17 protein-coding genes and 1 pseudogene are annotated in these 21,103 nt (G+C 60.9%); 14 read left to right on the top strand and 4 right to left on the bottom strand.

Annotated features, from left to right (window positions below; translation table 11 throughout):
* A partial coding sequence (locus PMI01S_RS31855; RefSeq protein ID WP_218028109.1) for a hypothetical protein occupies positions 1-188 on the top strand: 188 nt, incomplete at its 5' end.
* A gap of 3 nt (positions 189-191) precedes the next feature.
* On the opposite strand, the gene PMI01S_RS22060 is transcribed toward PMI01S_RS31855, so the two are convergent.
* Positions 192-1,538, bottom strand: coding sequence for a PQQ-dependent sugar dehydrogenase (locus tag PMI01S_RS22060; protein WP_084322250.1), 1,347 nt, complete (start codon positions 1,536-1,538; stop codon positions 192-194).
* A 254-nt stretch (positions 1,539-1,792) separates the two neighbouring features.
* Positions 1,793-2,716 carry a LysR family transcriptional regulator gene (locus PMI01S_RS22055; protein WP_084322249.1) on the bottom strand — a complete coding sequence of 308 codons (924 nt, stop codon included), beginning with the start codon at positions 2,714-2,716 and terminating at the stop codon, positions 1,793-1,795.
* A gap of 175 nt (positions 2,717-2,891) precedes the next feature.
* On the opposite strand from PMI01S_RS22055, the gene gbd reads away from it, so the two are divergent.
* From gbd to katG, 12 genes are all read left to right on the top strand, one after another.
* A complete protein-coding gene (gene gbd, locus PMI01S_RS22050; RefSeq protein WP_084322248.1) occupies positions 2,892-4,028 on the top strand; it encodes a 4-hydroxybutyrate dehydrogenase in 1,137 nt (378 codons plus the stop codon).
* Positions 4,029-4,112: 84 nt separating this feature from the next.
* Complete coding sequence (locus PMI01S_RS22045; RefSeq protein ID WP_084322247.1) at positions 4,113-4,892, top strand: enoyl-CoA hydratase-related protein; 780 nt, start codon at positions 4,113-4,115, stop codon at positions 4,890-4,892.
* A gap of 1 nt (position 4,893) precedes the next feature.
* Complete coding sequence (locus tag PMI01S_RS22040) at positions 4,894-6,102, top strand: CaiB/BaiF CoA transferase family protein (protein ID WP_084322246.1); 1,209 nt, start codon at positions 4,894-4,896, stop codon at positions 6,100-6,102.
* Positions 6,103-6,312: 210 nt separating this feature from the next.
* Positions 6,313-7,356 (top strand): TRAP transporter substrate-binding protein, encoded by a 1,044-nt coding sequence (locus PMI01S_RS22035; protein ID WP_084322245.1) that lies wholly within the window; start codon positions 6,313-6,315, stop codon positions 7,354-7,356.
* A 15-nt stretch (positions 7,357-7,371) separates the two neighbouring features.
* Complete coding sequence (locus tag PMI01S_RS22030) at positions 7,372-9,270, top strand: TRAP transporter large permease (RefSeq protein WP_084322244.1); 1,899 nt, start codon at positions 7,372-7,374, stop codon at positions 9,268-9,270.
* 40 nt (positions 9,271-9,310) lie between these two features.
* Positions 9,311-9,769: a thioesterase family protein gene (locus PMI01S_RS22025; RefSeq protein ID WP_084322243.1), complete on the top strand. Its 459-nt coding sequence runs from the start codon at positions 9,311-9,313 to the stop codon at positions 9,767-9,769.
* A gap of 14 nt (positions 9,770-9,783) precedes the next feature.
* Positions 9,784-10,743: an amidohydrolase family protein gene (locus tag PMI01S_RS22020; RefSeq protein WP_084322242.1), complete on the top strand. Its 960-nt coding sequence runs from the start codon at positions 9,784-9,786 to the stop codon at positions 10,741-10,743.
* A complete protein-coding gene (locus PMI01S_RS22015; protein ID WP_084322241.1) occupies positions 10,736-11,695 on the top strand; it encodes an amidohydrolase family protein in 960 nt (319 codons plus the stop codon). Before PMI01S_RS22020 ends, PMI01S_RS22015 begins: the two co-directional genes overlap by 8 nt.
* A gap of 31 nt (positions 11,696-11,726) precedes the next feature.
* Entirely contained in the window at positions 11,727-13,304 is a 1,578-nt protein-coding gene (locus tag PMI01S_RS22010) for an aldehyde dehydrogenase (NADP(+)) (RefSeq protein WP_084322240.1), read from the top strand.
* 124 nt (positions 13,305-13,428) lie between these two features.
* Complete coding sequence (locus PMI01S_RS22005) at positions 13,429-14,001, top strand: PPC domain-containing DNA-binding protein (RefSeq protein WP_084322239.1); 573 nt, start codon at positions 13,429-13,431, stop codon at positions 13,999-14,001.
* A 74-nt stretch (positions 14,002-14,075) separates the two neighbouring features.
* The gene (locus tag PMI01S_RS22000) at positions 14,076-15,383 is read left to right on the top strand and encodes an OprD family porin (protein WP_084322238.1); all 1,308 of its coding nucleotides are present in this window, start codon (positions 14,076-14,078) and stop codon (positions 15,381-15,383) included.
* A gap of 473 nt (positions 15,384-15,856) precedes the next feature.
* Positions 15,857-18,112 (top strand): catalase/peroxidase HPI, encoded by a 2,256-nt coding sequence (gene katG, locus PMI01S_RS21995; protein ID WP_084322237.1) that lies wholly within the window; start codon positions 15,857-15,859, stop codon positions 18,110-18,112.
* A gap of 267 nt (positions 18,113-18,379) precedes the next feature.
* On the opposite strand, the gene PMI01S_RS21990 is transcribed toward katG, so the two are convergent.
* Positions 18,380-19,570, bottom strand: a complete 1,191-nt coding sequence (locus tag PMI01S_RS21990) for a carboxylate-amine ligase (protein WP_084322236.1) — start codon at positions 19,568-19,570, stop codon at positions 18,380-18,382.
* Positions 19,571-19,819: 249 nt separating this feature from the next.
* Positions 19,820-20,275: pseudogene (locus tag PMI01S_RS21985) on the bottom strand (hypothetical protein); the annotation flags it as partial.
* 245 nt (positions 20,276-20,520) lie between these two features.
* Here PMI01S_RS21985 and PMI01S_RS21980 point away from each other — a divergent pair.
* Positions 20,521-21,054 (top strand): RES family NAD+ phosphorylase, encoded by a 534-nt coding sequence (locus tag PMI01S_RS21980; protein ID WP_084322235.1) that lies wholly within the window; start codon positions 20,521-20,523, stop codon positions 21,052-21,054.
* Positions 21,055-21,103 lie beyond the last annotated feature (49 nt).

The following is a 21,103-nucleotide window of genomic DNA, read 5'->3' as shown; positions in this document are numbered from 1 at the left end:
TGACTCACAAAAAAGCCGCGAATATCGCGGCTTTCTCGTTATCAGCGTGCAGTTTTTTCCAGCGTCCAGCCCAACACATCCAATGCATCACAGCCGTCGTGGACCGCATGTACTTCCCGGTTAGACGCGTTGCTCTTGAGCTCATCGCGAGCAAGCTCGCGCCTACAGAGGACCGCACGGCGAGATGAGCTTTATTGAGCCGGTTTGACCGCCGCCACACGCCACACCTTGTTGCCGACATCATCGGCTACCAGCAATGCACCGCTCTGATCCAGCGCTACCCCCACCGGGCGCCCTTGCGCTTCGCCGTCGGCATTGAGGAAACCGGTGAGGAAGTCCACCGGCACACCGGAAGGCTTGCCGTCGCTAAACGGGATGAACACCACTTTATAGCCGGCCTGCGGATTGCGGTTCCACGAGCCGTGTTCACCGATAAACACGCCATTGGCGAAGCTGGCCGGCATGGTGCGCGAATCGGAGAACGCCAGGCCCAGCGGTGCGACGTGGGTGCCCAGCGCGTAATCCGGGGAGATGGCCTGCGCCACCTTGTCCGGGCGCGGCGGTTCTACGCGGGTGTCGACGTGGTTGCCGTAGTAGCTCCATGGCCAGCCATAGAACGCCCCGTCCTTCACAGAGGTCAGGTAATCCGGCACCAGGTCGCTGCCGAGTTCGTCACGCTCGTTGACCACGGTCCACAACTCGTTCGAACCCGGCTTCCATGCCAGGCCGTTGGGGTTGCGCAGGCCGCTGGCGAACAGGCGCTTTTCTGCGCTTTTAACGTCGACTTCCCAAATCGCCGCACGACCTTCTTCGGCCTCCAGACCGTTTTCACCGACGTTGCTGTTGGAACCCACCGTCACGTAAAGCTTGGTGCCCTCGGGATTGGCGAGGACGTTTTTGGTCCAGTGGTGGTTGATACCGGCCGGTAAGCCGGTGACTTTTATCGGCTTCGCGCTGATTTCGGTTTGTCCTGTGGTGTAAGGCACCTTGACCACGGCATCGGCGTTGGCAATGAACAGCTCGTTGCCCACCAACGCCATGCCGAATGGCGAGGCCAGTCCGCTCATGAACACCGTGCGGGTTTCAGCGTGACCGTCGCCGTCGGCATCGCGCAATAGGGTGATCCGGTCTGCACTCGGCGCATCGGCGCCGACCCGGCCCATCACGAATCCCGTGACCGTGCGTTTCGCCCAGGCCAGCGGCCCGCTGCCGCCATCAGTGGCACCTTCGGGCATCGGCGGGTGATTGCTTTCGGCGACCAGCACATCGCCATTGGGCAACAGGTAAATCCAGCGCGGATGGTCGAGATCGTCCGCCAGCGCGGTCACCTTGAATCCGGCGGGCGCCTTGGGCGTGTCACTGCCCGACCAACCGACCGCCTTTGACACCTTCAACGTGGGAATCAGCGAAGTGGTGGGTTCAGGCAACTGCGGCGACGGGCCGACGCTGGCGTGAGGCGGCAGTTTGGATGATTCACCACAAGCGGTGAGCAGCGCGGCAGCGGTCATCAAGAACGCCAGTCGGCGGGAGACAGTCATGGTTCGAACCTCGCAATGGCCATCCGTGGGCCAATTTAGGGGAAGGCAAAATCCTGTCGAGTATCACGGCGTTGATCCGCTAAAAACACCGCACCCGCCACAAATCAATTTTGCCTGAATAGCACGAATGCGCACCGTCGATGCCGGGCACTATCCCAGATACAACGCGACCCACTGTAGGAGCCGGCTTGCTGGCGATGGGGACCGTGAGTTTTGCATCCATTTCAAGGCCGCCATCGCCAGCAAGCCGGCTCCTACAAGGGATTCAACAACGCCTCGCGTAACAGCCTGGCCGCCGGCGAGTCCGGCACGCCTTTGCGCGACACCAGTTCATAGGGTTCGCTGCGTGAGGTGATGGGCAGCGGCAGCGTGGTGGTAAAGCCGTAGCCGGAGCAGAACTTCGCTACGTCGGTCGACACCAGCGCGACGAGGGTCGGGTTTTCCTGGAGCAACGACAAGGTGGCAAAAGCCGAGGTGGTTTCCAGCAGGTGCACCGGAAAACGCAGGTCGGCCTCATGAAACTCCCGCTCCAGCAACAACCGCATCGGCATGTTGGCGCGATAGACGACCCAGCGGTAATCCACCAGGTCCTTCAGCGACAACTGCCGGGCATAGGCGAACGGATGTTGGGTGCTGGCGATCACCGCCAGGGTTTCCTCGACGAAGGTCGAACTCTCGTACAAATACGGAGTGGTGCTGATGGTGGTACGGCAGATCGCCAGATCCAGGCGCCCGGCGTCGAGCTGGCTGAGCAGCGCGGCGCTGGTGTCCTCGACAATCTCGATGGACAGCTTCGGGTTGTCGGCAATCACCCGACTGATCGCCGTGGTCAGCAGTGGAACGGCGCCCATGATGGTGCCGACGGACACGCGCCCGCCCTCGCCGCTCATGATGCCGATGATCTCTTCGCGCAGGTGTGCGAGGTCGGTCTGGATCAGCCGTGCGTACCGGATGACCGAGCGCCCGGCATCGTTCGGTTCAAGCCCGCGGTTAGTGCGGGTGAACAGCGAAGTGCCGAAGGTGGTTTCAATTTCTTGCAGCGCCTTGCTCGCGCCGGGCTGGGTCAGCGCGACCTGTTTGGCCGCGCCCAGCAAGGAGCCGTGCTCATCCAGGGCGATCAGCAAACGAAGCTGCTTGATGTGCAGGCGGGACATGATCGAGTTCAGTGAGGGCGTCATCAGGGTTAACTAAAAGTTATAGAGGTATCGAAAGTTGTCAGTATCGAGGCTGGCCACGACGGCCCTATAGTCCACCCCACAACCAGGCAATGCAACGGGTTTGACCAGAGTGCGAAGGCTCTCCTGCCCAAGACCGGTTGCAACAATAACAATCCTGTATAACTTGTGGTGAATCATGTCACTCATCAATTACGTCACTAAAATCCAGTTCGGCTATGACAGCCTGCAGCACCTGGCAGCCGAAGCCGAGCGCGCCGGCATCACCCGGCCGCTGATCGTCACCGACGTCGGTGTGCGCAATGCCGGGATCGTCGACAAAGTCATCGCGGCCCTCGGCGGCCTCCCTCCGGCGATTTTCGACGCCACCCCGCCCAACCCGAACGAACACGCCGTGCGTGAAGCCGTGGCGCAATATCGCAGTGGCGAGTGCGATGGCATCATCGCCGTCGGCGGCGGTTCTTCGATCGATCTGGCCAAAGGCGTCGCGGTCTGCGCCACCCACGAAGGCCCCCTGCTCAGCTTTGCGGTGATCGAAGGCGGACTGGACCGCATCACTTCGGCCACCGCGCCGCTGATCGCGATTCCGACCACTGCGGGCACCGGCAGCGAAGTCGGCCGAGGCGCCATCCTGATCCTCGACGATGGCCGCAAAGTCGGCGTCATCTCGCCGTATGTCGTGCCTCGCGTGGCCATCTGCGATCCGGAGCTGACCCTGGGTCTGCCGCCCATGCTTACCGCCGCCACCGGCATGGACGCCATCGCCCATTGCATCGAAACCTTCATGGCACCGGCCTTCAACCCTGCCGCAGACGGCATCGCCCTCGACGGCCTGTGGCGTGCCTGGGAACACATCGAACGCGCCACCTCCGAACCCGGTGACCGCGAAGCGCGGATGAACATGATGAGCGCGTCCATGCAAGGCGCGTTGGCCTTCCAGAAAGGACTGGGCTGCGTGCACAGCCTTTCCCACGCCTTGGGCGGCATCAATCCGAAACTGCACCACGGCACGTTGAACGCGATTTTTCTACCGGCGGTCGTGCACTTCAACGCCAACGCCCCGACTGTCCGTGGCGAGCGCAAACTGGAACGACTGCGCCATGCCATGGGCCTCGAGGCCGACGCGAACATCGGTGCGGCCATCGAAGACATGACCAAACGCCTGGGCCTGCCTACCCGTCTGAGCCAGATCGGCGTCGATGAAAGCCTGTTCGCCGGCATCGTCGAGGGCGCGTTGCACGATCACAGCCACAAGACCAATCCGCGCGAAGCATCCTCGGCCGACTACCTGTCGATGCTCGAACAATCGCTGTAAGCAGCCGCTATCCAACAACAATAAATCAGGAGGCATCCGCGTCGCCGATCTCACCCCTCGAGCATCGACGACAGCGGAACAATCATGAAGCCCACCGTCCTTATCGAACGGCAAGACGCCATTGCCATCGTCACCCTCAGTCATCCGGGAAAGATGAACGCCCTGACCCTGTCCATGTGGCAAGACCTGGGTGACGTCATGACCGAACTGTCCGCCGACCTCAGCGTGCGCTGCGTGGTGTTGCGCGGTGCGGGCGAACAGGCCTTTGCCGCCGGCGCCGATGTCGGCGAGTTTCCGGCCGTGCGTGCCAACCAGGCGCAAGCCCGACACTATGCCGAAGTCACTTCAGCGGCGATGCGCGCAGTTGTCGACTGCCCGCACCCGGTGATCGCAATGATCCACGGCGTGTGCGTCGGCGGTGGCCTGGAAATCGCCGCGCTGTGCGACCTGCGCATCTGTGGCACTTCCAGCCGCTTCGGTGCGCCGGTCGGCAAGCTCGGGCTGGTCATGTCCTATGACGAAATGGCCGGGGTGGTGGCGCTGGCGGGACGCTCGACGACCCTGGAGATTCTTCTGGAAGGCCGCATTCTCGACGCCCACGACGCCTACGTGAAAAACCTCGTGACCCGCGTCGTACCGGATGCCGAAGTCGAATCCGAAACCCTCGCCACCGCCAAACGCATCACCCACGGCGCGCCCCTCGTTGCTCGCTGGCATCGCCAGGCAGCGCGCCAACTGGAAGCCGGCGTCGCACCCACCGTCGAACAGATCGATAGCAGTTACTCCTGCTACGACACCGCCGACTTCCAGATCGGCCTGAACGCGTTCATCGCCAAAGCCAAACCACAATTCGAGGGCAAATAACATGGGACCGCTGACAGGAATGCGCGTGGTAGAACTGGCTCACATCATGTCCGGCCCGGTGTGCGGCATGATGCTGGCCGACATGGGCGCTGACGTGGTGAAGGTCGAGAAAGTCCCGGACGGTGATGACTCCCGCCGCTTCTCGCCGATCATGGCCAGCGGCGAATCCGCTTCGTTCATGGTGGTCAACCGCAACAAGCGCGGGATCGGCCTGAACCTTAAAACCGAGGGCGGCCGCGACGTCTTGCGCCGCCTGCTGATGGACGCCGATGTGGTCACGGAAAACTACCGCGCCGGCACCATGGAAAAATTCGGCCTCGGTTACGAAACCCTCAAAACCCTCAACCCCGGGCTGATCTACTGCGCGATTTCCGGTTACGGCCGCAGCGGGCCGTTCGGCGAAAAAGGCGGTTTCGACCTGATCGCCCAAGGCATGAGCGGCATGATGAGCATGACCGGTGAAGCCGGGCGTGAGCCGGTCAAGGCCGGTTCGCCGGTGGCCGACATCAACTCCGGCATCCTCGCCGCCCTCGGCATCTGCGCCGCGTTTGCCGCGAAGCAGAAAACCGGCCTTGGGCAGATGGTCGACACTTCATTGTTCGAAGCCGGCCTGCAACAAATGTACTGGCCCGCCGCGGCGTATTTCGCCGACGGCACCATCCTGCCGAAAATGGGCTCGGCCAACTCCACCAGCGCGCCGTACCAGGTGTTCCGCACGGCGGATGGCTGGATCAACATCGGCGCCGCCAACCAGGCCAACTACGAGCGACTGGTCGAGGCGCTGGCCGTTCCGCAGCTGAAGGCCGACCCACGTTTCGCCAGCAACGCGTTGCGCATGGAGCATCGCTTGGCGCTGGTGGAAATTCTCAACGAAGTTCTGGTCGCGCGCACCACGGATGAATGGATGATGTTGTTCGACAGCCTCGGCCTGCCTGCCGGGCCGGTCCTGGACATCGCCGCCGCATTGGCCCACCCGCAAACCAAGGCACGCGGCATGGTCGTCGAGACCGAACACCCCACCGAAGGCCGGGTGCGCGGCATGGGCTTGCCGATTCACTTTTCCGACATGGACAACGCCCCGCCAACCACTAGCCGCCCTGCACCACTGCTCGGCGAACACACTCGCGAAGTGCTGAAGGAAAGCGGCTTTGCGGACGATGAAATCGACGAGCTGATCCGAAGCCAGGCAGTGGTGGCACTGGCCTCCTGAATCGCCGGCAAAACTAACTATGTGGGAGCGGGCTTGCTCGCGAATGCGGTGGGTCAGTCAATGTAGATATCGAATCTGATGGCCCCTTCGCGAGCAAGCCCGCTCCCACAGGAAAGCCGCGTTTATTCAGAACACACGCGTCATCGTTAACGTCCATCGCGAGCAAGCTTGCTCCTACAAACACAAAACAAAAACAAGAAGGTGAACATCATGAGCCGTATCTTGACCGAGGCCGTCAGCCGCCGATCCTTTCTAGTGTCTGCCGGCGTCACCGTGGGTGGCGCGTTCGCCGCCAACCTGCTGCCCTCCAGCGTCTTCGCCGCGACCAAACCGATCGTGCTGCGCTACACCAGCAGCCTGCCTGACACCCATCCGCTGAACATACAAATGAAGGCTGCTTCGCAAGCCATCAAAGCCGAAACCAACGGCGCGGTGGACTTGCAGGTATACGCCAACGGCGCCATGGGCGGCGACACCGACATGCTGTCCCAGGTGCGTGCCGGGGCGATCGATTTCATTCCGTTGCCCGGCGCGATCCTCTCGACGCTGGTGCCGGCCATGTCGATTGAAAGCATGCCGTTCGCGTTCAAGGACTACGACAGTGTCTGGGCCGCGCTCGACGGCAAACTGGGCGAGCACGTGCGCGCCAAGACAGAGAAGGTCGGCCTGATCCCGATGGAGAAAGTCTGGAACAACGGCTTCCGCCAGATCACCAGCTCGACACGGCCGATCAATACCCCGCAAGACCTCGCCGGCTTCAAGTTGCGCGTGTTGGTCAGCCCATTGTGGACCTCGATGTTCAGCGCCCTCGGCGCCTCGCCGACCGGCATCAGCATCAACGAAACCTACTCGGCCTTGCAGACCAAAGTGGTCGACGGCCAGGAAAACCCATTGGTGGTGGTCGAGTCCGCACGCTTCTATGAAGTGCAGAAATACTGCTCCATGACCGACCACATCTGGGGCGGTTTCTGGATCGTCGCCTCGGGCAAGACCTTTCCAAAACTGCCCACCGATGTGCAGGAAATCGTCTCCCGGCAGATCAATGCCGCCGCGCTGGTCCAGCGCCAGCAGGTGATCGACCTCAACTCCAGCCTGGAGCCGTCCCTGACCGCCCACGGCATCACCTTCAACAAAGTCGACCGTTCATTGTTCAGGACGGACCTGCAATCGAAAGGCTTCTACACCCAATGGAAGGAAAAGTACGGCCCGGAAGCCTGGAGCTTGCTTGAGCAATACGCGGGTCAACTGTCCTAAGCCGGAGACAAGGTCATGAAAAATGAAATACCAATGACGGATGTGTCCCCCGCTGAAGGAATCAGCCCACGCCAAACCACGTTTCGTCTGGGTCGCGCACTCGACACCGGCCTGCGCTGGCTGACCGAAGGCAGCGCAGCGTTGCTGGTGGTCATCGAAGTCACGCTGTTGTTCTGCAATGTGTTCTATCGCTACGTGCTCAACCAGCCGATCGTCTGGGGTGATGAGCTGGCTTCGCTGCTGTTCCTCTGGCTGGCGATGCTCGGTTCGGTGGTGGCGATGCGTCGCGGCGAGCACATGCGCCTTACCTCGTTCATCGGGCGGCTGCCCGTGGAAAAGCGCGCCTTTATCGACACCTTGGGCGCGGTGATTGTCATCACCTTCATCGGGCTGCTGTTCACCCCGGCGTGGGAGTACGTCAGCGACGAGTGGATCATCACCACCGCCGCCCTGGAAATCCCCAACGCCTTTCGCGTGTCCGCTATCGCCGTCGGCCTGAGCCTGATGCTGATGACCTGCGTCGCGCGGCTGTTGACCAGCGCGCGGTTGATCGACTTCTCGGTGTCGGTGGCAATGCTCGCCTCCCTCGGCGCGCTGTTGTGGGTGGCCGAAGGCTGGATGCTGCTGATGGGCAACTGGAACCTGGTGGTCTTCTTCATGATCGGCGTGATGGCGATGATCGTCATCGGCGTGCCGATCATGGTCGCGTTCGGCCTGGCGACGGTGGCGTATCTGTCGACCATGACCAGCACACCGCTGACCCTGGTGATCGGGCGGATGGACGAAGGCATGGCGAGCCTGATTCTGCTGGCCATCCCGCTGTTCGTGTTCCTGGGTGCGCTGATCGAAGCCATGGGCATGGCGCGAGCGATGATTCGTTTCCTGTGTTCGTTGATCGGCCATGTGCGCGGCGGTTTGTCGTATGTGCTGATCGGCGCGATCTACCTGATCTCGGGTATTTCCGGTTCAAAGGCTGCGGACATGGCCGCCATCGCCCCGGCGCTGTTTCCGGAAATGAAGAAACGCGGCGAGGATGAAAACGAACTGGTGGCGATGCTCAATGCCTCCGGAGCGATGTCGGAAACCATTCCGCCGAGCCTGGTGCTGATCACCATCGGCTCGGTGACCGGCGTGTCGATTTCCGCACTGTTCACCGGTGGCTTCATGCCGGCGGTGGTGGGTGCGATTGCCATGGCCGCCGTGATCTGGTGGAAGAACCGCAAAGGCGAGGCTTCCACCGGCAAACGCGCCTCGGGCAAGGAAATCGGCCACTCATTGCTGCTCGCGATCCCTGCGCTGGCCCTGCCCTTCGTGATCCGCACCGCCGTAGTTGAGGGGGTCGCCACCGCGACCGAAGTCGCCGCCATTGGCGTGGCCTACACCTTCATCGTCGGTTTGCTGTGCTACCGCTGCTTTGACTGGCGGCGCCTGTACCCGATTCTGGTCAGCACCGCGTCATTGTCCGGCGCGATCCTGATCATCATCGGCAGCGCCACCGCCATGGCCTGGGCACTGACCCAGTCGGGCTTCTCCCATCAGTTGGCGCAGGTGATGTCGACAGTACCTGGTGGTGCGATGGGCTTCCTGATCATCTCCGCCGTGGCGTTCATCCTGCTCGGCAGTTTCCTGGAAGGCATCCCGGCCATCGTGCTGTTCGGACCACTGCTGTTCCCGATTGCCAAGGCCATGGGCATCAACGACGTGCATTACGCCATGGTCGCGATCTTCGCCATGGGCCTGGGCTTGTTCGCCCCACCGTTTGGCGTCGGTTTCTACGCCGCGTGCGCCATCGCCAAGGTCGACCCCAGTGGTGCCATGCGCCGGGTCTGGCCGTATCTCGGCGCGTTGGTCGTAGCGCTAGGGGTGCTGATTGCCGTGCCATGGATTTCCATCGGTTTCCTGCCCAACGCCTGAATCACTTTTTGACTGTCCGCATGCAAACACGAGGTTTCTCATGAATTTCTCCACGCTCGAAGCCGGCACCGCCACTGAACGCAAACTGATCGTCGACACGCCACGCACCATCTCGTTTCTCGGCGAGGACCTGCGCATCTACGCCACGCCACGGTTGGTCGACGACATCGAACAGACCTGCCTCGATTACCTGCTGACCTTCATTGATGAAGGCGAAAACACTGTGGGCGCGGCGGTGGATATCCGTCACGTCGGCGCCACGCTGCTGGGCATGTCGGTCAGCATTGTCGCCACGGTCACCCGCATCGAAGGTCGCAGCGTCACTTTCAACGTCGAAGTGCGCGATGACGTCGAGCTGGTCGCCACGGCGGCGCATACCCGGGTGGTGGTGAACGTCGCCAAACTGCGCAGCCGCGTGCAGGCCAAAGCCGAGGCTGCCGCCGCTGGCGAAGTCGAAGACGGCGTGCTCAGCCCTTCCCAATTCTCTGCATCGCGCTGAAAAAGGGTCGAGTCATGATCACGCTGCACGAACGCAACGGTTTGCCGAACCTTGCCGCCGAGGATGCGCTGCCGGTTGTCGATGCTCACCATCATCTGTGGGATCTCGGCAGCGGTCGCTATCCGTGGTTGCAGGACGACTATCACGAGGACTTTTTCCTCGGCGACTATCACAGCCTGCGCCGTGATTTCCTGCCGGACGCCTTCCTCGCGCTGACTGAAAAACAACGCTTGGTGGGCACGGTGCACGTCGAGGCCGAGCGTGCTCGCGACGAGCAAGTTGCCGAGACACGCTGGCTGGAACAGGTAAACGCCCGTTACGGTTTCCCGAACGCCATCGTCGCCCACGCCTGGTTCGATCGCGAAGACAGCGCGCAGATTCTGGCGGAACAGGCCGCCCGGCCACTGGTTAAAGGCATTCGTTCGAAACCGGTGACCTCGGCTTCACCGGACGTATCGGTTGCCGGGGCCAAGGGCACCCTGCAGGACCCGAAATGGCTGGAAGGATTTTCCCGACTGGCTGACCACGATCTGTCGTGGGACCTGCGCGTACCGCCGTGGCATCTGGTCGAGGCGGCCGAGGTCGCGGCGATGTTTCCGCAGATCCGTATCGCGCTCAATCACACCGGTTTCGCCTGGGATCGCAGCCCCGCAGGCATGGCGCGCTGGCGCAAAGGCCTGGAAGCGTTGGCCTTGCAGCCCAACGTGCACATCAAGTTGTCGGAATTCGGACTCAAGGATTCGCCCTGGAACTACGACGATAACCGGGTGGTGGTGTTGACCGCCCTGGAGATCTTCGGCCCCGAGCGCTGCATGTTTGCCAGCAACTTTCCGGTCGCCGGTTTACGCGCTTCCTACGACACGATTGCCGATGGCATGGCCGCGATGCTCGCACCCCTGGGGCGAGCCGTGCAGGAAGCAGTGTTCGCTGGCAACGCTCGACGCTTCTATCGTCTGGAGGCGCCACATGGATAACCTGTCCGCCCTCGATTGGCGCGCGCGTTTTCTGGCCAGCGGCGATGATGCGGACTTGCCCATCGTCGATGCGCATCAACACTATTTCGACATCGAAACCCATTACTACCCGTGGTTGAACGACCGCCCGTTGCGACCGTTTCGATATGGCGATTATTCGTCCATCTGCCGCAATTTCCTGCCGGCAGACTATCACCGGCTCACCGGCAGCCATCATGTCGTGCAGACGGTGGTGATCGAGGGTGAATGGGACCCGACGACGCCATTTGAAGAAGTGAGGTTTGTCGAGTCGCTGGCGAAAACCGAATCCACCCTGGGCGCCATGGTTGCGCAGGCCTGGCTTGATCGCGAGGACGCTTTCGATCTGCTGCGGCTGTACGGCGATCACCCGCTGGTGCGCGGTATACGCCACAAGCCAACGGTGACCAGCCGTGAGGCCTGGCGTGAAGATTTCGCCGAACCCGGCTCCATGCGCGATCCGCGCTGGCGCGACGGTTACGCCCGACTGGCCGAAAACGGCCTGCACTTCGAGTTGCAGGCGCCGTGGTGGCATCTGGCGGAAGCCGCCGAACTGGCCCGGGACTTTCCCGACACGACCATCGTGGTCAATCACACCGCACTGCCGGCAGATCGTTCGGCAGAGGGTTTGGCCGGCTGGCGTGAAAACCTCGCGCTGCTGGCACGCGAACCGAACGTCGCGCTGAAGATTTCCGGCATCTGCATCCCGGGCGAGGCATGGCCGGTCGAGGCGAATCGCGAGGTAGTGAACGACGCGATTTCGATCTTCGACGTCAGCCGCTGCGCCTTTGCCAGCAATTACCCGGTCGATGGCGTGGTGAACAGTCTCAGCGAAGTGTTCGACGGTTTCAAAACCATCGTCAGGGAGCGTTCCCTGACCGAGCGGCTGTCCCTGTTTCATGACAACGCCCGGCGCCTTTACCGCCTCGCGTGACCCGATTTGAACAGCTCATCAGGAGTCCAACATGTTTGAAGTTTCAGGCCACAACTACATCGCCGGCGCACGCTCGGCACAGGGTACGACCACCTTGCAAAGCCACGACGCCAACACCGGCGAAGCACTGCCGTATCGCTTCCATCAGGCGACAATCGAGGAAGTGAATGCGGCAGCCCAAGCGGCGGCCACGGCGTACCCGACCTTTCGCAACCTGTCGGCCGCTCGCCGCGCCGGTTTTCTCGATGCCATCGCCACAGAGCTCGACGCTCTGGATGAATCGTTCATCGCCCTCGTGTGCCGGGAAACCGCCCTGCCCGCCGGGCGCATCCAAGGTGAACGAGCACGCACCAGCGGCCAGATGCGCCTGTTCGCCACGATGTTGCGCCGGGGTGATTTCTACGGCGCACGCATCGACCGTGCGCTGCCCGACCGTCAGCCGTTGCCCCGTCCCGATCTGCGTCAGTACCGCACCGGGCTCGGTCCGGTCGCGGTGTTCGGCGCCAGCAACTTTCCGCTGGCCTTCTCCACCGCCGGCGGCGACACCGCTTCCGCCCTCGCCGCCGGTTGCCCGGTAGTGTTCAAGGCCCACAGCGGCCACATGGCCACGGCCGATTACGTGGCCGATGCAATCACTCGCGCAGCGCGAAAAACCGGCATGCCCGAAGGTGTGTTCAGCCTGCTTTACGGCAGCGTCGGTGAAGCGCTGGTCAAGCATCCGGCCATTCAGGCGGTCGGTTTCACTGGTTCGTTGCGCGGCGGCCGCGCCTTGTGCGACATGGCTGCGGCGCGCCCTCAACCGATCCCGGTGTTCGCCGAGATGAGCAGCATCAACCCGGTATTGCTGATGCCCGAAGCCCTCAAGGCTCGCGGCGAAAAGATCGCCGCCGAGCTGAGCGCTTCCGTGGTGCTGGGCGCGGGCCAGTTCTGCACCAACCCCGGTTTGGTGCTGGGCATTCGCTCGCCGGAGTTCACGGCGTTCCTTGAACGCTTCGCCAGTTTGATGAACGAGCAACCGGCGCAAACCATGCTCAACGCCGGCGCACTGAAAAGCTACTGCCATGGCCTGGACAACCTGCGCGCCCACCCCGGCATCACGCACCTGGCCGGCTCCGAGCAACTGGGCAATCAGGCAAGGCCGCAACTGTTCAAGGCCGACGCCAGCCTGTTGATCAATGGCGATGTGTTGCTTCAGGAAGAAGTATTCGGCCCGACCACCCTCGTCGTGGAGGTCGCTGACCACGCCGAGTTGATCCTGGCACTGCACGGTTTGCGCGGTCAGTTGACTGCAACGCTGATTGTCGAGGATTCGGAAGTCGCCACGCTGGGCGACGTGCTGGCCCTGCTGGAACAGAAAGTCGGCCGCGTGCTGTTCAACGGTTATCCCACCGGGGTCGAAGTCTGCGACGCCATGGTGCACGGCGGGCCGTACCCGGCGACATCGGATGCACGCGGCACTTCGGTCGGGACGTTGGCGATCGATCGTTTCCTGCGGCCGGTGTGTTTCCAGAACTGTCCCGACAGCCTGCTGCCGGACGCCCTGAAAAACAGTAACCCGCTGGGCATTGCCCGACTGGTTGACGGCACCAGCCGCCGCGATGCGCTGTAGGTCAACGCGCTTCAACTGACACCCACTGATAGCCACACCTTCCGCGCCTGTTGAACACAGGCGCCGGATTCGCTCGTCCCGAAAACCGCTGCACCCACACAACAACAAAAACAGAGGAAGTCTCATGCAAGTTCAACGTCACCCGAAACACCGCTTTTGCAAACTGGTGCTGGCCGTGACCGCCGCCGTGATGATCACCACCGCAGGTACTCAACTGGCCGTTGCCGAAACCACCCCCACCGCGACGACATCGCCCATGCAATGTGCCACTGAAGCCACACCGCGCTACACCAAAACCCCCACCGGTTACCTCATGGTGCTGCGCATGGGCGACAACGCGTTCAAGGAACTGACCAAACTGGCCATTGCCGAGAAGATTCCCAGCGCGTCCATCACGGGTATCGGTTTCGGCAACGTGAAGTTCGGTTTCTGGAACAAGGACAAAAAGGACTTCGACGCCAAGACCTTGAACAGCGTCGAGATGGCGAGCATCACCGGCTCGGTGGCGTGGAAGAACGATCAGCCTTCGATCCATATGCACGGCGTAGCCGGTGACGCCACGTTCCAGGCCTACGGCGGCCATATCCTCGACTTCGAAGTCACCACCGGTTCGATGGAAATCACGGTGATCGTCCATCAGCGTCGTCTGGAACGCGGCATCGATCCGTGCATCGGGGCCAACGTGCTGGGTATCTGAAGCCTCACGCTCCCGCCTGTCACGGCGGGAGCCACCCTCCTGAATTCAAATTACAAAAAATAGGGGCGTTCTACATGAGCAACACGAACACGGTTGTAACCCTGGCGCTGGGCGCCATTGCACTCAGCACCCAGGCGCACGCCGACTTCCTGAGTGACAGCAAAGCCACCTTGGGGATGAGAAATTTCTACTTCAACAACGACAACCGCGACGGCCCGGCCGCCCCTTCGAAAACGGAAGAGTGGGCGCAGGGTTTCATGCTCGACTTCAAGTCGGGCTACACCGACGGCATGGTCGGTTTTGGTGTCGATGCATTGGGCCTGATGGGGATCACCCTGGACAGCGGCAAAGGACGCCACGTCGGCAGCAGCATGATTCCATCGGACAGTGACAACCGCGCGGTCGACGAGTGGAGCCGGCTCGGGTTGACCGGCAAGGTCAAAATTTCGAAAACCGAACTGCGCCTCGGCACGCTGATGCCGAAACTGCCGATCCTGGTGGCCAACGATGGCCGCCTGCTGCCCCAGACTTTTGAAGGCGGGCAGATCACCTCGGGCGAGTTCAAGGACCTGACCCTCACCGGTGGCCGCATTGAACATGCAACTGGCCGAGGTTCAAGTGATCAGACCGGGCTCGCGGCCACGGGTGGCACCCGTGAAAGCAATGCGTTCGACTTCGCCGGCGGCGACTGGAAAATCACCAAGGACCTGACCGCCCAGTATTACTACGCCAACCTCGACGACTACTACACCCAGCAATTTTTCGGCCTGATGCACACGCTGACGATCTCGGACAATCAATCGCTGAAAACCGACCTGCGCTACTTCAAGACCGATTCGTCCGGAGCGAACAGCTCGGGCACTTCAGGCTACCGAATCAGCGGCTACACCGAAGGCGCCGATGGCGAAATCGATAACCGGACCTGGAGCGCCGCACTGATTTACACCGCCGGCGCCCATGCCGTCACTGCTGGCTACCAAAGCGTTTCCAGTGGCAGCAACTTTACCCAACTCAGCCAGGGCAACCTGCCGGACAAAGGTGCCGGCGGCGCCAGTCTTTACCTGTACACCGACCGCCTGATCCAGACCTTCACCCGCGCGGGTGAACGTACCGCTTTCGGGCAGTATGCGTATGACTTTGCGGGGGTGGGCGTGCCCGGTCTGAAGGCGTCGGTCATCTACCTCAGCGGCGACAACATCAAGACCGCCACTGGCGGAACACAAAAGGAATGGGAACGGGATATCGGCCTGGATTACGCGATTCAGTCCGGGGCGCTCAAGGGCGTCGGGTTTGGCTGGCGCAACGGCAAGTCCAACAGTGAAGCGAGCCGAAACCAGGACCAGAACCGCCTGATCGTCAGCTACAGCATTCCGCTGCTTTGACCAAAGGCGTTCGGAGGCTATGGAGGAAGATCCCGACGTAGCCTCCGGGGGTTGATCTCAGTCCCGGAACTGCGTCAGTTGCCGGTTTACCGAACCGGCCTGATCGCGCAATTGCAGTGACTGATCGAGCAGGCCATCTCAAGGGTTGCCGTGAAAGATTCTGCCTATCGACGCGTAACACTCCACCTATTAGCTGACTTCCCGACTCGGGTCTAACCTTAGTCTGCGCTGGCGTCATAAGCCGGCCGGATTAGCGCTGGAAAGGAGACAGGAATGAGCCCGAAGCTTGACTAGGCCGCCCGTGGGTCACCGCGCAGGCAACCTGATTGCCGCTGTTCAGAATTCCGTGTGGTCACACAATCAGTTGATCCAACTGCTGGCCCTGCAGCCTGTGTCTTGATCTCGCTCGTCGCTATTTAACGCCCGCTCCGGGCCCGATAGCCGGAAGAACACGACCAAAAGGTAGCTCGCACATGGCAAACGAATCGAAATGCCCGTTCAATCACGCCGCTGGCGGTGGCACGACCAACCGCGACTGGTGGCCGAACCAACTGAATCTGAAGATCCTGCACCAGCATTCGTCCCTGTCTGACCCCATGGACGAGGGCTTCAACTACGCCGAAGCGTTCAAAAAACTCGACTTTGCGGCGGTCAAGCGAGACTTGACTGCATTGATGACCGATTCGCAAGACTGGTGGCCGGCAGACTTCGGTCACTATGGCCCGCTGTTCATTCGCATGGCGTGGCACGCAGCAGGCACGTACCGCACCGGTGACGGGCGTGGCGGTGCCGGTTCCGGTCAACAGCGCTTCGCCCCGCTCAACAGTTGGCCGGACAACGTCAGCCTGGACAAGGCGCGCCGGCTGCTGTGGCCGATCAAGCAAAAGTATGGCAACAACATTTCCTGGGCAGACCTGATCGTCCTGACCGGCAACGTCGCACTGGAATCCATGGGCTTCAAGACCTTCGGTTTTTCCGGTGGCCGTGCCGACGTCTGGGAACCGGATGAAGACGTTTACTGGGGTTCGGAAAACAAATGGCTGGGTGGCGACACCCGCTACGACAAGGCGCAAAAACCCGTGCAAGCCCCCGGCGATGTTCCACTCGTGGCCGAGCCCGGTAGAAATGAGGACAGCCGTACCGATCAGGGGCGCAATCTGGAAAATCCACTGGCCGCCGTGCAGATGGGCCTGATCTATGTGAACCCGGAAGGTCCGGAGGGCAATCCCGATCCCGTCGCTTCGGCCCTGGACATCCGCGAAACCTTCGGCCGCATGGCCATGAACGACGAAGAAACCGTGGCGCTGATTGCCGGCGGCCATGCCTTCGGTAAAACCCACGGCGCCGGGCCTGCCGATAATGTTGGTCCCGAGCCTGAAGCGGCCGGCCTCGAACAACAGGGCTTTGGCTGGAAAAACAACTTTGGCACCGGTAAAGGCCCGGACACCATCACCAGCGGGCTGGAGGTTACCTGGACCACCACGCCCACCCGGTGGAGCAACAACTACCTGGAAAACCTGTTCGGCTTCGAGTGGGAGCTGAGCAAAAGCCCGGCCGGCGCAAACCAGTGGGTCGCAAAAAACGGCGCTGGCGCCGGGACCATTCCGGATGCACACGACCCGTCGAAACGGCGCAACCCCACGATGCTGACCTCGGACCTGGCCCTGCGCTTCGATCCGATCTATGAGCCGATTGCGCGGCGCTTCCTGCAGAACCCCGATCAGCTCGCCGACGCCTTCGCCCGCGCCTGGTTCAAGCTGATCCACCGCGACATGGGTCCCCTCTCCCGCTACCTCGGCCCGGAAATGCCCAGCGAAGAACTGCTGTGGCAAGACCCGATTCCGAAAGTCGACCATCCACTGGTCAGCGATGGCGACGTGGCCGCGCTCAAGAGCAAAGTCCTCGCCTCGGGCCTCAGCGTTTCGCAGCTGGTATCAACGGCCTGGGCAGCGGCTTCGTCCTTCCGTGGCTCCGACAAGCGCGGCGGCGCCAACGGCGGTCGCCTGCGCCTGGAACCGCAGAAGTCCTGGCAAGCCAACCAGCCTGAACAACTGGCCAACGTGCTGGCGAAACTCGAAAGCATTCGGAACGAGTTCAACAACAGCGGCAAGAAAATCTCGCTGGCGGACCTGATCGTGCTGGCCGGCAGCGCCGGTGTCGAACAAGCCGCAAAAAATGCCGGTCACAGCGTCACAGTGCCGTTCACACCGGGGCGCACGGACGCCTCGCAAGAACAGACCGACGTGGAATCCTTCGGCTTCCTCGAACCCATCGCCGACGGCTTCCGCAACTACCTCAAAACCCGCTACCGCGTTCCGGCCGAGCATCTGTTGATCGACAAGGCACAACAACTGACCCTCAGTGCGCCGGAAATGACCGCGCTGATCGGCGGCTTGCGGGTGTTGAACACCAACGTCGGGCAAACGAAGCATGGTGTCTTCACGAAGCAACCAGAGGCGTTGACCAACGACTTCTTCAAGAACCTGCTGGACATGGGCGTGGAATGGAAACCGACCTCAGAGACTAGCGAGGAGTTTGAAGGACGCGATCGCAAAACCGGCGAATTGAAATGGACCGGCACGCGGGTCGATCTGGTCTTCGGTTCGAATGCTCAGTTGCGCGCGCTGGCTGAGGTCTATGCCAGCAGCGATTCGAAGGAGAAGTTTGTGAAGGACTTTGTGGCGGCGTGGACGAAGGTGATGAATCTGGATCGGTTTGATCTGAAGTAACACGGCTGAAAACTGCAACGCCTCCCAAGTGGAGGCGTTGTGCTTTTTGCCGACTGGCAAAACGGACTAAGTGGGAGAGATCGTCGCCAGGGCACCGATCAAAAGGGTTAAAAGCAGAAAACCACCCAGGAAAAGGGACATCTTGGCCATGGAGCCTCCTACGGAATGAGAATGCGGTGCAAGGGCTACTGCGAATGCGGACCGTGCTGTCATTGTGAGGCGCAGGCCTGATGCGTAACAGATGCAGATCACGCAGAAAAATACGGATCAGATCACCTGTCGTGTCAACGCCCTGCCGGGATTGCCGCTGCCGGGGATCCTTTGATCGAAAGATGGCGCTTGCGACGTTTCCATCAGCAACTCGTCCACCACTTGCGACAGTGCAGCCTGAACATCCTCCCCTCTGCGCAACGCTCGCTCGTAGACGCCAAGTTGTCGCTGCGCACTGGTTCCTTCACGAAGCATTTGCCTGATGTGAGCAAAAACCGACTCTGCGCCCAATGTTCGCGCAGCATCGCCCAACATCTGTTCAGCCATGAACAGCCACTGCTTAATGGAGAACGGCCGGTCGTAGCCTTCAATAATGAACGACGCCCGAGTTCCGTAGCGTTTCGCCCGCCAGCGGTTCTCCTTGAGAATCCATTGGGATGTTTGTGAATAGGCAGAACCGGGACGCGGTTGATCCATGGCATACGCCACCACCAGTCGAAAGAACGAGGCGATGCACAACGCATCATCCAGGCGTGGACAGGCATCCGTCATCCGCAACTCCAGGGTCGGATACTTCGCCGCCGGCCGCAAACCCCACCAGATATCGCCAGCCTGCCGAACAGTCCCGGTACGCATCAGCAGCGCAACGTAAGCGTCATAGGCGGCTTGATCTTCAAGGAACTCCGGAACGCCCATCCGCGGCCATTCATCACAGGCCGTTTGCCGGTAGCTCGCAAAGCCGCTGTCGGCGCCGTCCCAAAACGGTGATGAACTGCTCAAGGCCAGCAAAAATGGCAGCCACGGCAAGACTTCGTTCATCACCTGTATTCGATCCAGATGCCCCGGCACTTCAACATGCACGTGAAGACCGGACAGCAGACTGCACCGGGCCACGCGCTGGTAGTCTTCGAACAGTTGAAGAAAATGATCCTGCTCCGTGGCCTGTTGCAGGCGCCAGTCCGCCAGCGGGTGGCTGCCGACACTGAGCAATCCCAGGCCATAGGGATCAAGCGTTTGTCGCAAGGTTTGGCGAGCGGTGCCCAAGTACTCCGCGGCTTGCGCAACGTCGGTAAAAATCGGCGAAGCGACTTCAACTTGCCCTTTGAACATCTCATAGGCAAAGCACGGGCTCAGCTCAGCCTTGCACGCCTCAATCGCTGCGCCGGGCGGGTCCTCCGACATGCGTCGGGTGCGCAGGTCAGTGATGAAGTATTCCTCTTCAATGCCGAAGTTCAGATGTGGGTTCATCAAATGCCCTCACGGGGTCCGCCATGCGGTCTGGAATCCGTGATTGGGCGAGTGGCTGAAGAACTGCGCCATTGCCGGATTCAAGAATTAGCGTTCTTAAGGCTATGGCTGCATTTGGGCGCAGGAGTTCTTGTTTTTTTCGCAATACGGCAACGACACCTGTATTGCCAGCGCAGGTTGCGGAGTGAATGAAAACGGGCGACCTTTTGGGTCGCCCGTTTTATCGCGTGAGCAATAGATAAATCCCTTTCACACCGCGGGTACGCTCGTCACGGAAATACGTTGATCAGGCTGGGTGACATCGTAAACATGCTGTTCGCAACGCGAGCCAATGAACTGGAACTCCACCAGGTAAACTTTGCTTCTTTCGGGGATGAAGGCGCTTTTCAACGGACCGCAGCTATAGGTCCCCCCGGCACCCGTGCCATTCGAATATCCCGACACCTGAAATTCCTGATCGGCATCGGCCTGTGCTTCCAACTGAGGGAAGCGTTTAACCGTGGCGCTGTTGGCGACTTCGTTGAGTTTGGCGATCCAGCCGAACACCTTGCCTTGGCCCGAATCAACCACGGTTCCAAGCAGCTCCATTCGCTGGTCGGGATCTGCGGCACGTTTGACTGAAAACTGTACCGGGTAGGTGTTACCCGAAGCTTTCATGATGACCTTGGCGTGTTGTGCATCAACCGTTACCGTATTTTGGCGTATCAATCCATGGGCGAAGATTCTTCAACAGCAATGCTAGCGCTCTTTTTGGGTCCTTGGTCTTTGAAGCGATGTCGGCCGGTAACGGTGATGACCCGGACGCCCGTGCTGTGGTCACGACCTTGCCGGCGCACTCAAAGTTTTATCGCGCGCGCATTGCCACAAAAGATTCCGAAATCGCCGAATCCAGATCTGAACCCTTGGAAAAACTGGGTGCTCCGCCAAAAGATCGTGCAGCGAACAACTGAATGAGCCCGGCCGGTGTTCCTCTGATGTACGTTGCTGCTGACCGCCAGACCGCCATCGCCGAGGTTCGACCTTCGATCGGGGATAAGGTAGTCGTGGGTGAGTTCGTCTCAAAGCGAGAACTTCATTTTTTTGATTTCACAGTTCTGAGCAAGCTCACGCATGCGGAGATTAGTTTGTTTGAAACTCGATACAGACACCGCACTGATCGGCGCCTGCTTCTGGAGTACTTGCACGACCTTATCGCTCGCCCGGTCCGAGCACACGACACTGACTATGTGATGACTCAGGCCTTAGCCGAATACATCCGGTATTGCGATAGTCAACGATTTGATGGGATAGCCTTTCGCTCTGTGCAGTGTGACGGAGGGATCAATTTTGTACTGTTCGATAAAAGTGCGCCGGAAGCGTTACAGGTACCGGATTGGACTCCGCAGTTCGACATGAGTATCGCGAAGGAGGCGGTGACGACTTACGAGATTAGGCGTGTCCAATACGAGTCGGTTGAACAACAAGTGCCCTGCTGGCAATTGTGAGCCAAGTCATATAAGTGACTTTCGGAACGAAGCCCTGACCCTGACGAGG

Source organism: Pseudomonas migulae NBRC 103157 (genome assembly GCF_002091715.1).
Classification (GTDB): Bacteria; Pseudomonadota; Gammaproteobacteria; order Pseudomonadales; family Pseudomonadaceae; genus Aquipseudomonas; species Aquipseudomonas migulae_A.
Note: the sequence above shows the minus strand (reverse complement) of the source record. Positions and strands in the feature narration are given on the sequence as shown.

What these genes read in the sequence shown, in the direction of transcription:
- PMI01S_RS22060 (WP_084322250.1), bottom strand. Translation starts at nt 1,538, where the DNA reads ATGACTGTCTCCCGCCGACTGGCGTTCTTGATGACCGCTGCCGCGCTG.
- PMI01S_RS22055 (WP_084322249.1), bottom strand. Translation starts at nt 2,716, where the DNA reads ATGACGCCCTCACTGAACTCGATCATGTCCCGCCTGCACATCAAGCAG.
- gbd (WP_084322248.1), top strand. Translation starts at nt 2,892, where the DNA reads ATGTCACTCATCAATTACGTCACTAAAATCCAGTTCGGCTATGACAGC.
- PMI01S_RS22045 (WP_084322247.1), top strand. Translation starts at nt 4,113, where the DNA reads ATGAAGCCCACCGTCCTTATCGAACGGCAAGACGCCATTGCCATCGTC.
- PMI01S_RS22040 (WP_084322246.1), top strand. Translation starts at nt 4,894, where the DNA reads ATGGGACCGCTGACAGGAATGCGCGTGGTAGAACTGGCTCACATCATG.
- PMI01S_RS22035 (WP_084322245.1), top strand. Translation starts at nt 6,313, where the DNA reads ATGAGCCGTATCTTGACCGAGGCCGTCAGCCGCCGATCCTTTCTAGTG.
- PMI01S_RS22030 (WP_084322244.1), top strand. Translation starts at nt 7,372, where the DNA reads ATGAAAAATGAAATACCAATGACGGATGTGTCCCCCGCTGAAGGAATC.
- PMI01S_RS22025 (WP_084322243.1), top strand. Translation starts at nt 9,311, where the DNA reads ATGAATTTCTCCACGCTCGAAGCCGGCACCGCCACTGAACGCAAACTG.
- PMI01S_RS22020 (WP_084322242.1), top strand. Translation starts at nt 9,784, where the DNA reads ATGATCACGCTGCACGAACGCAACGGTTTGCCGAACCTTGCCGCCGAG.
- PMI01S_RS22015 (WP_084322241.1), top strand. Translation starts at nt 10,736, where the DNA reads ATGGATAACCTGTCCGCCCTCGATTGGCGCGCGCGTTTTCTGGCCAGC.
- PMI01S_RS22010 (WP_084322240.1), top strand. Translation starts at nt 11,727, where the DNA reads ATGTTTGAAGTTTCAGGCCACAACTACATCGCCGGCGCACGCTCGGCA.
- PMI01S_RS22005 (WP_084322239.1), top strand. Translation starts at nt 13,429, where the DNA reads ATGCAAGTTCAACGTCACCCGAAACACCGCTTTTGCAAACTGGTGCTG.
- PMI01S_RS22000 (WP_084322238.1), top strand. Translation starts at nt 14,076, where the DNA reads ATGAGCAACACGAACACGGTTGTAACCCTGGCGCTGGGCGCCATTGCA.
- katG (WP_084322237.1), top strand. Translation starts at nt 15,857, where the DNA reads ATGGCAAACGAATCGAAATGCCCGTTCAATCACGCCGCTGGCGGTGGC.
- PMI01S_RS21990 (WP_084322236.1), bottom strand. Translation starts at nt 19,570, where the DNA reads ATGAACCCACATCTGAACTTCGGCATTGAAGAGGAATACTTCATCACT.
- PMI01S_RS21980 (WP_084322235.1), top strand. Translation starts at nt 20,521, where the DNA reads ATGAGCCCGGCCGGTGTTCCTCTGATGTACGTTGCTGCTGACCGCCAG.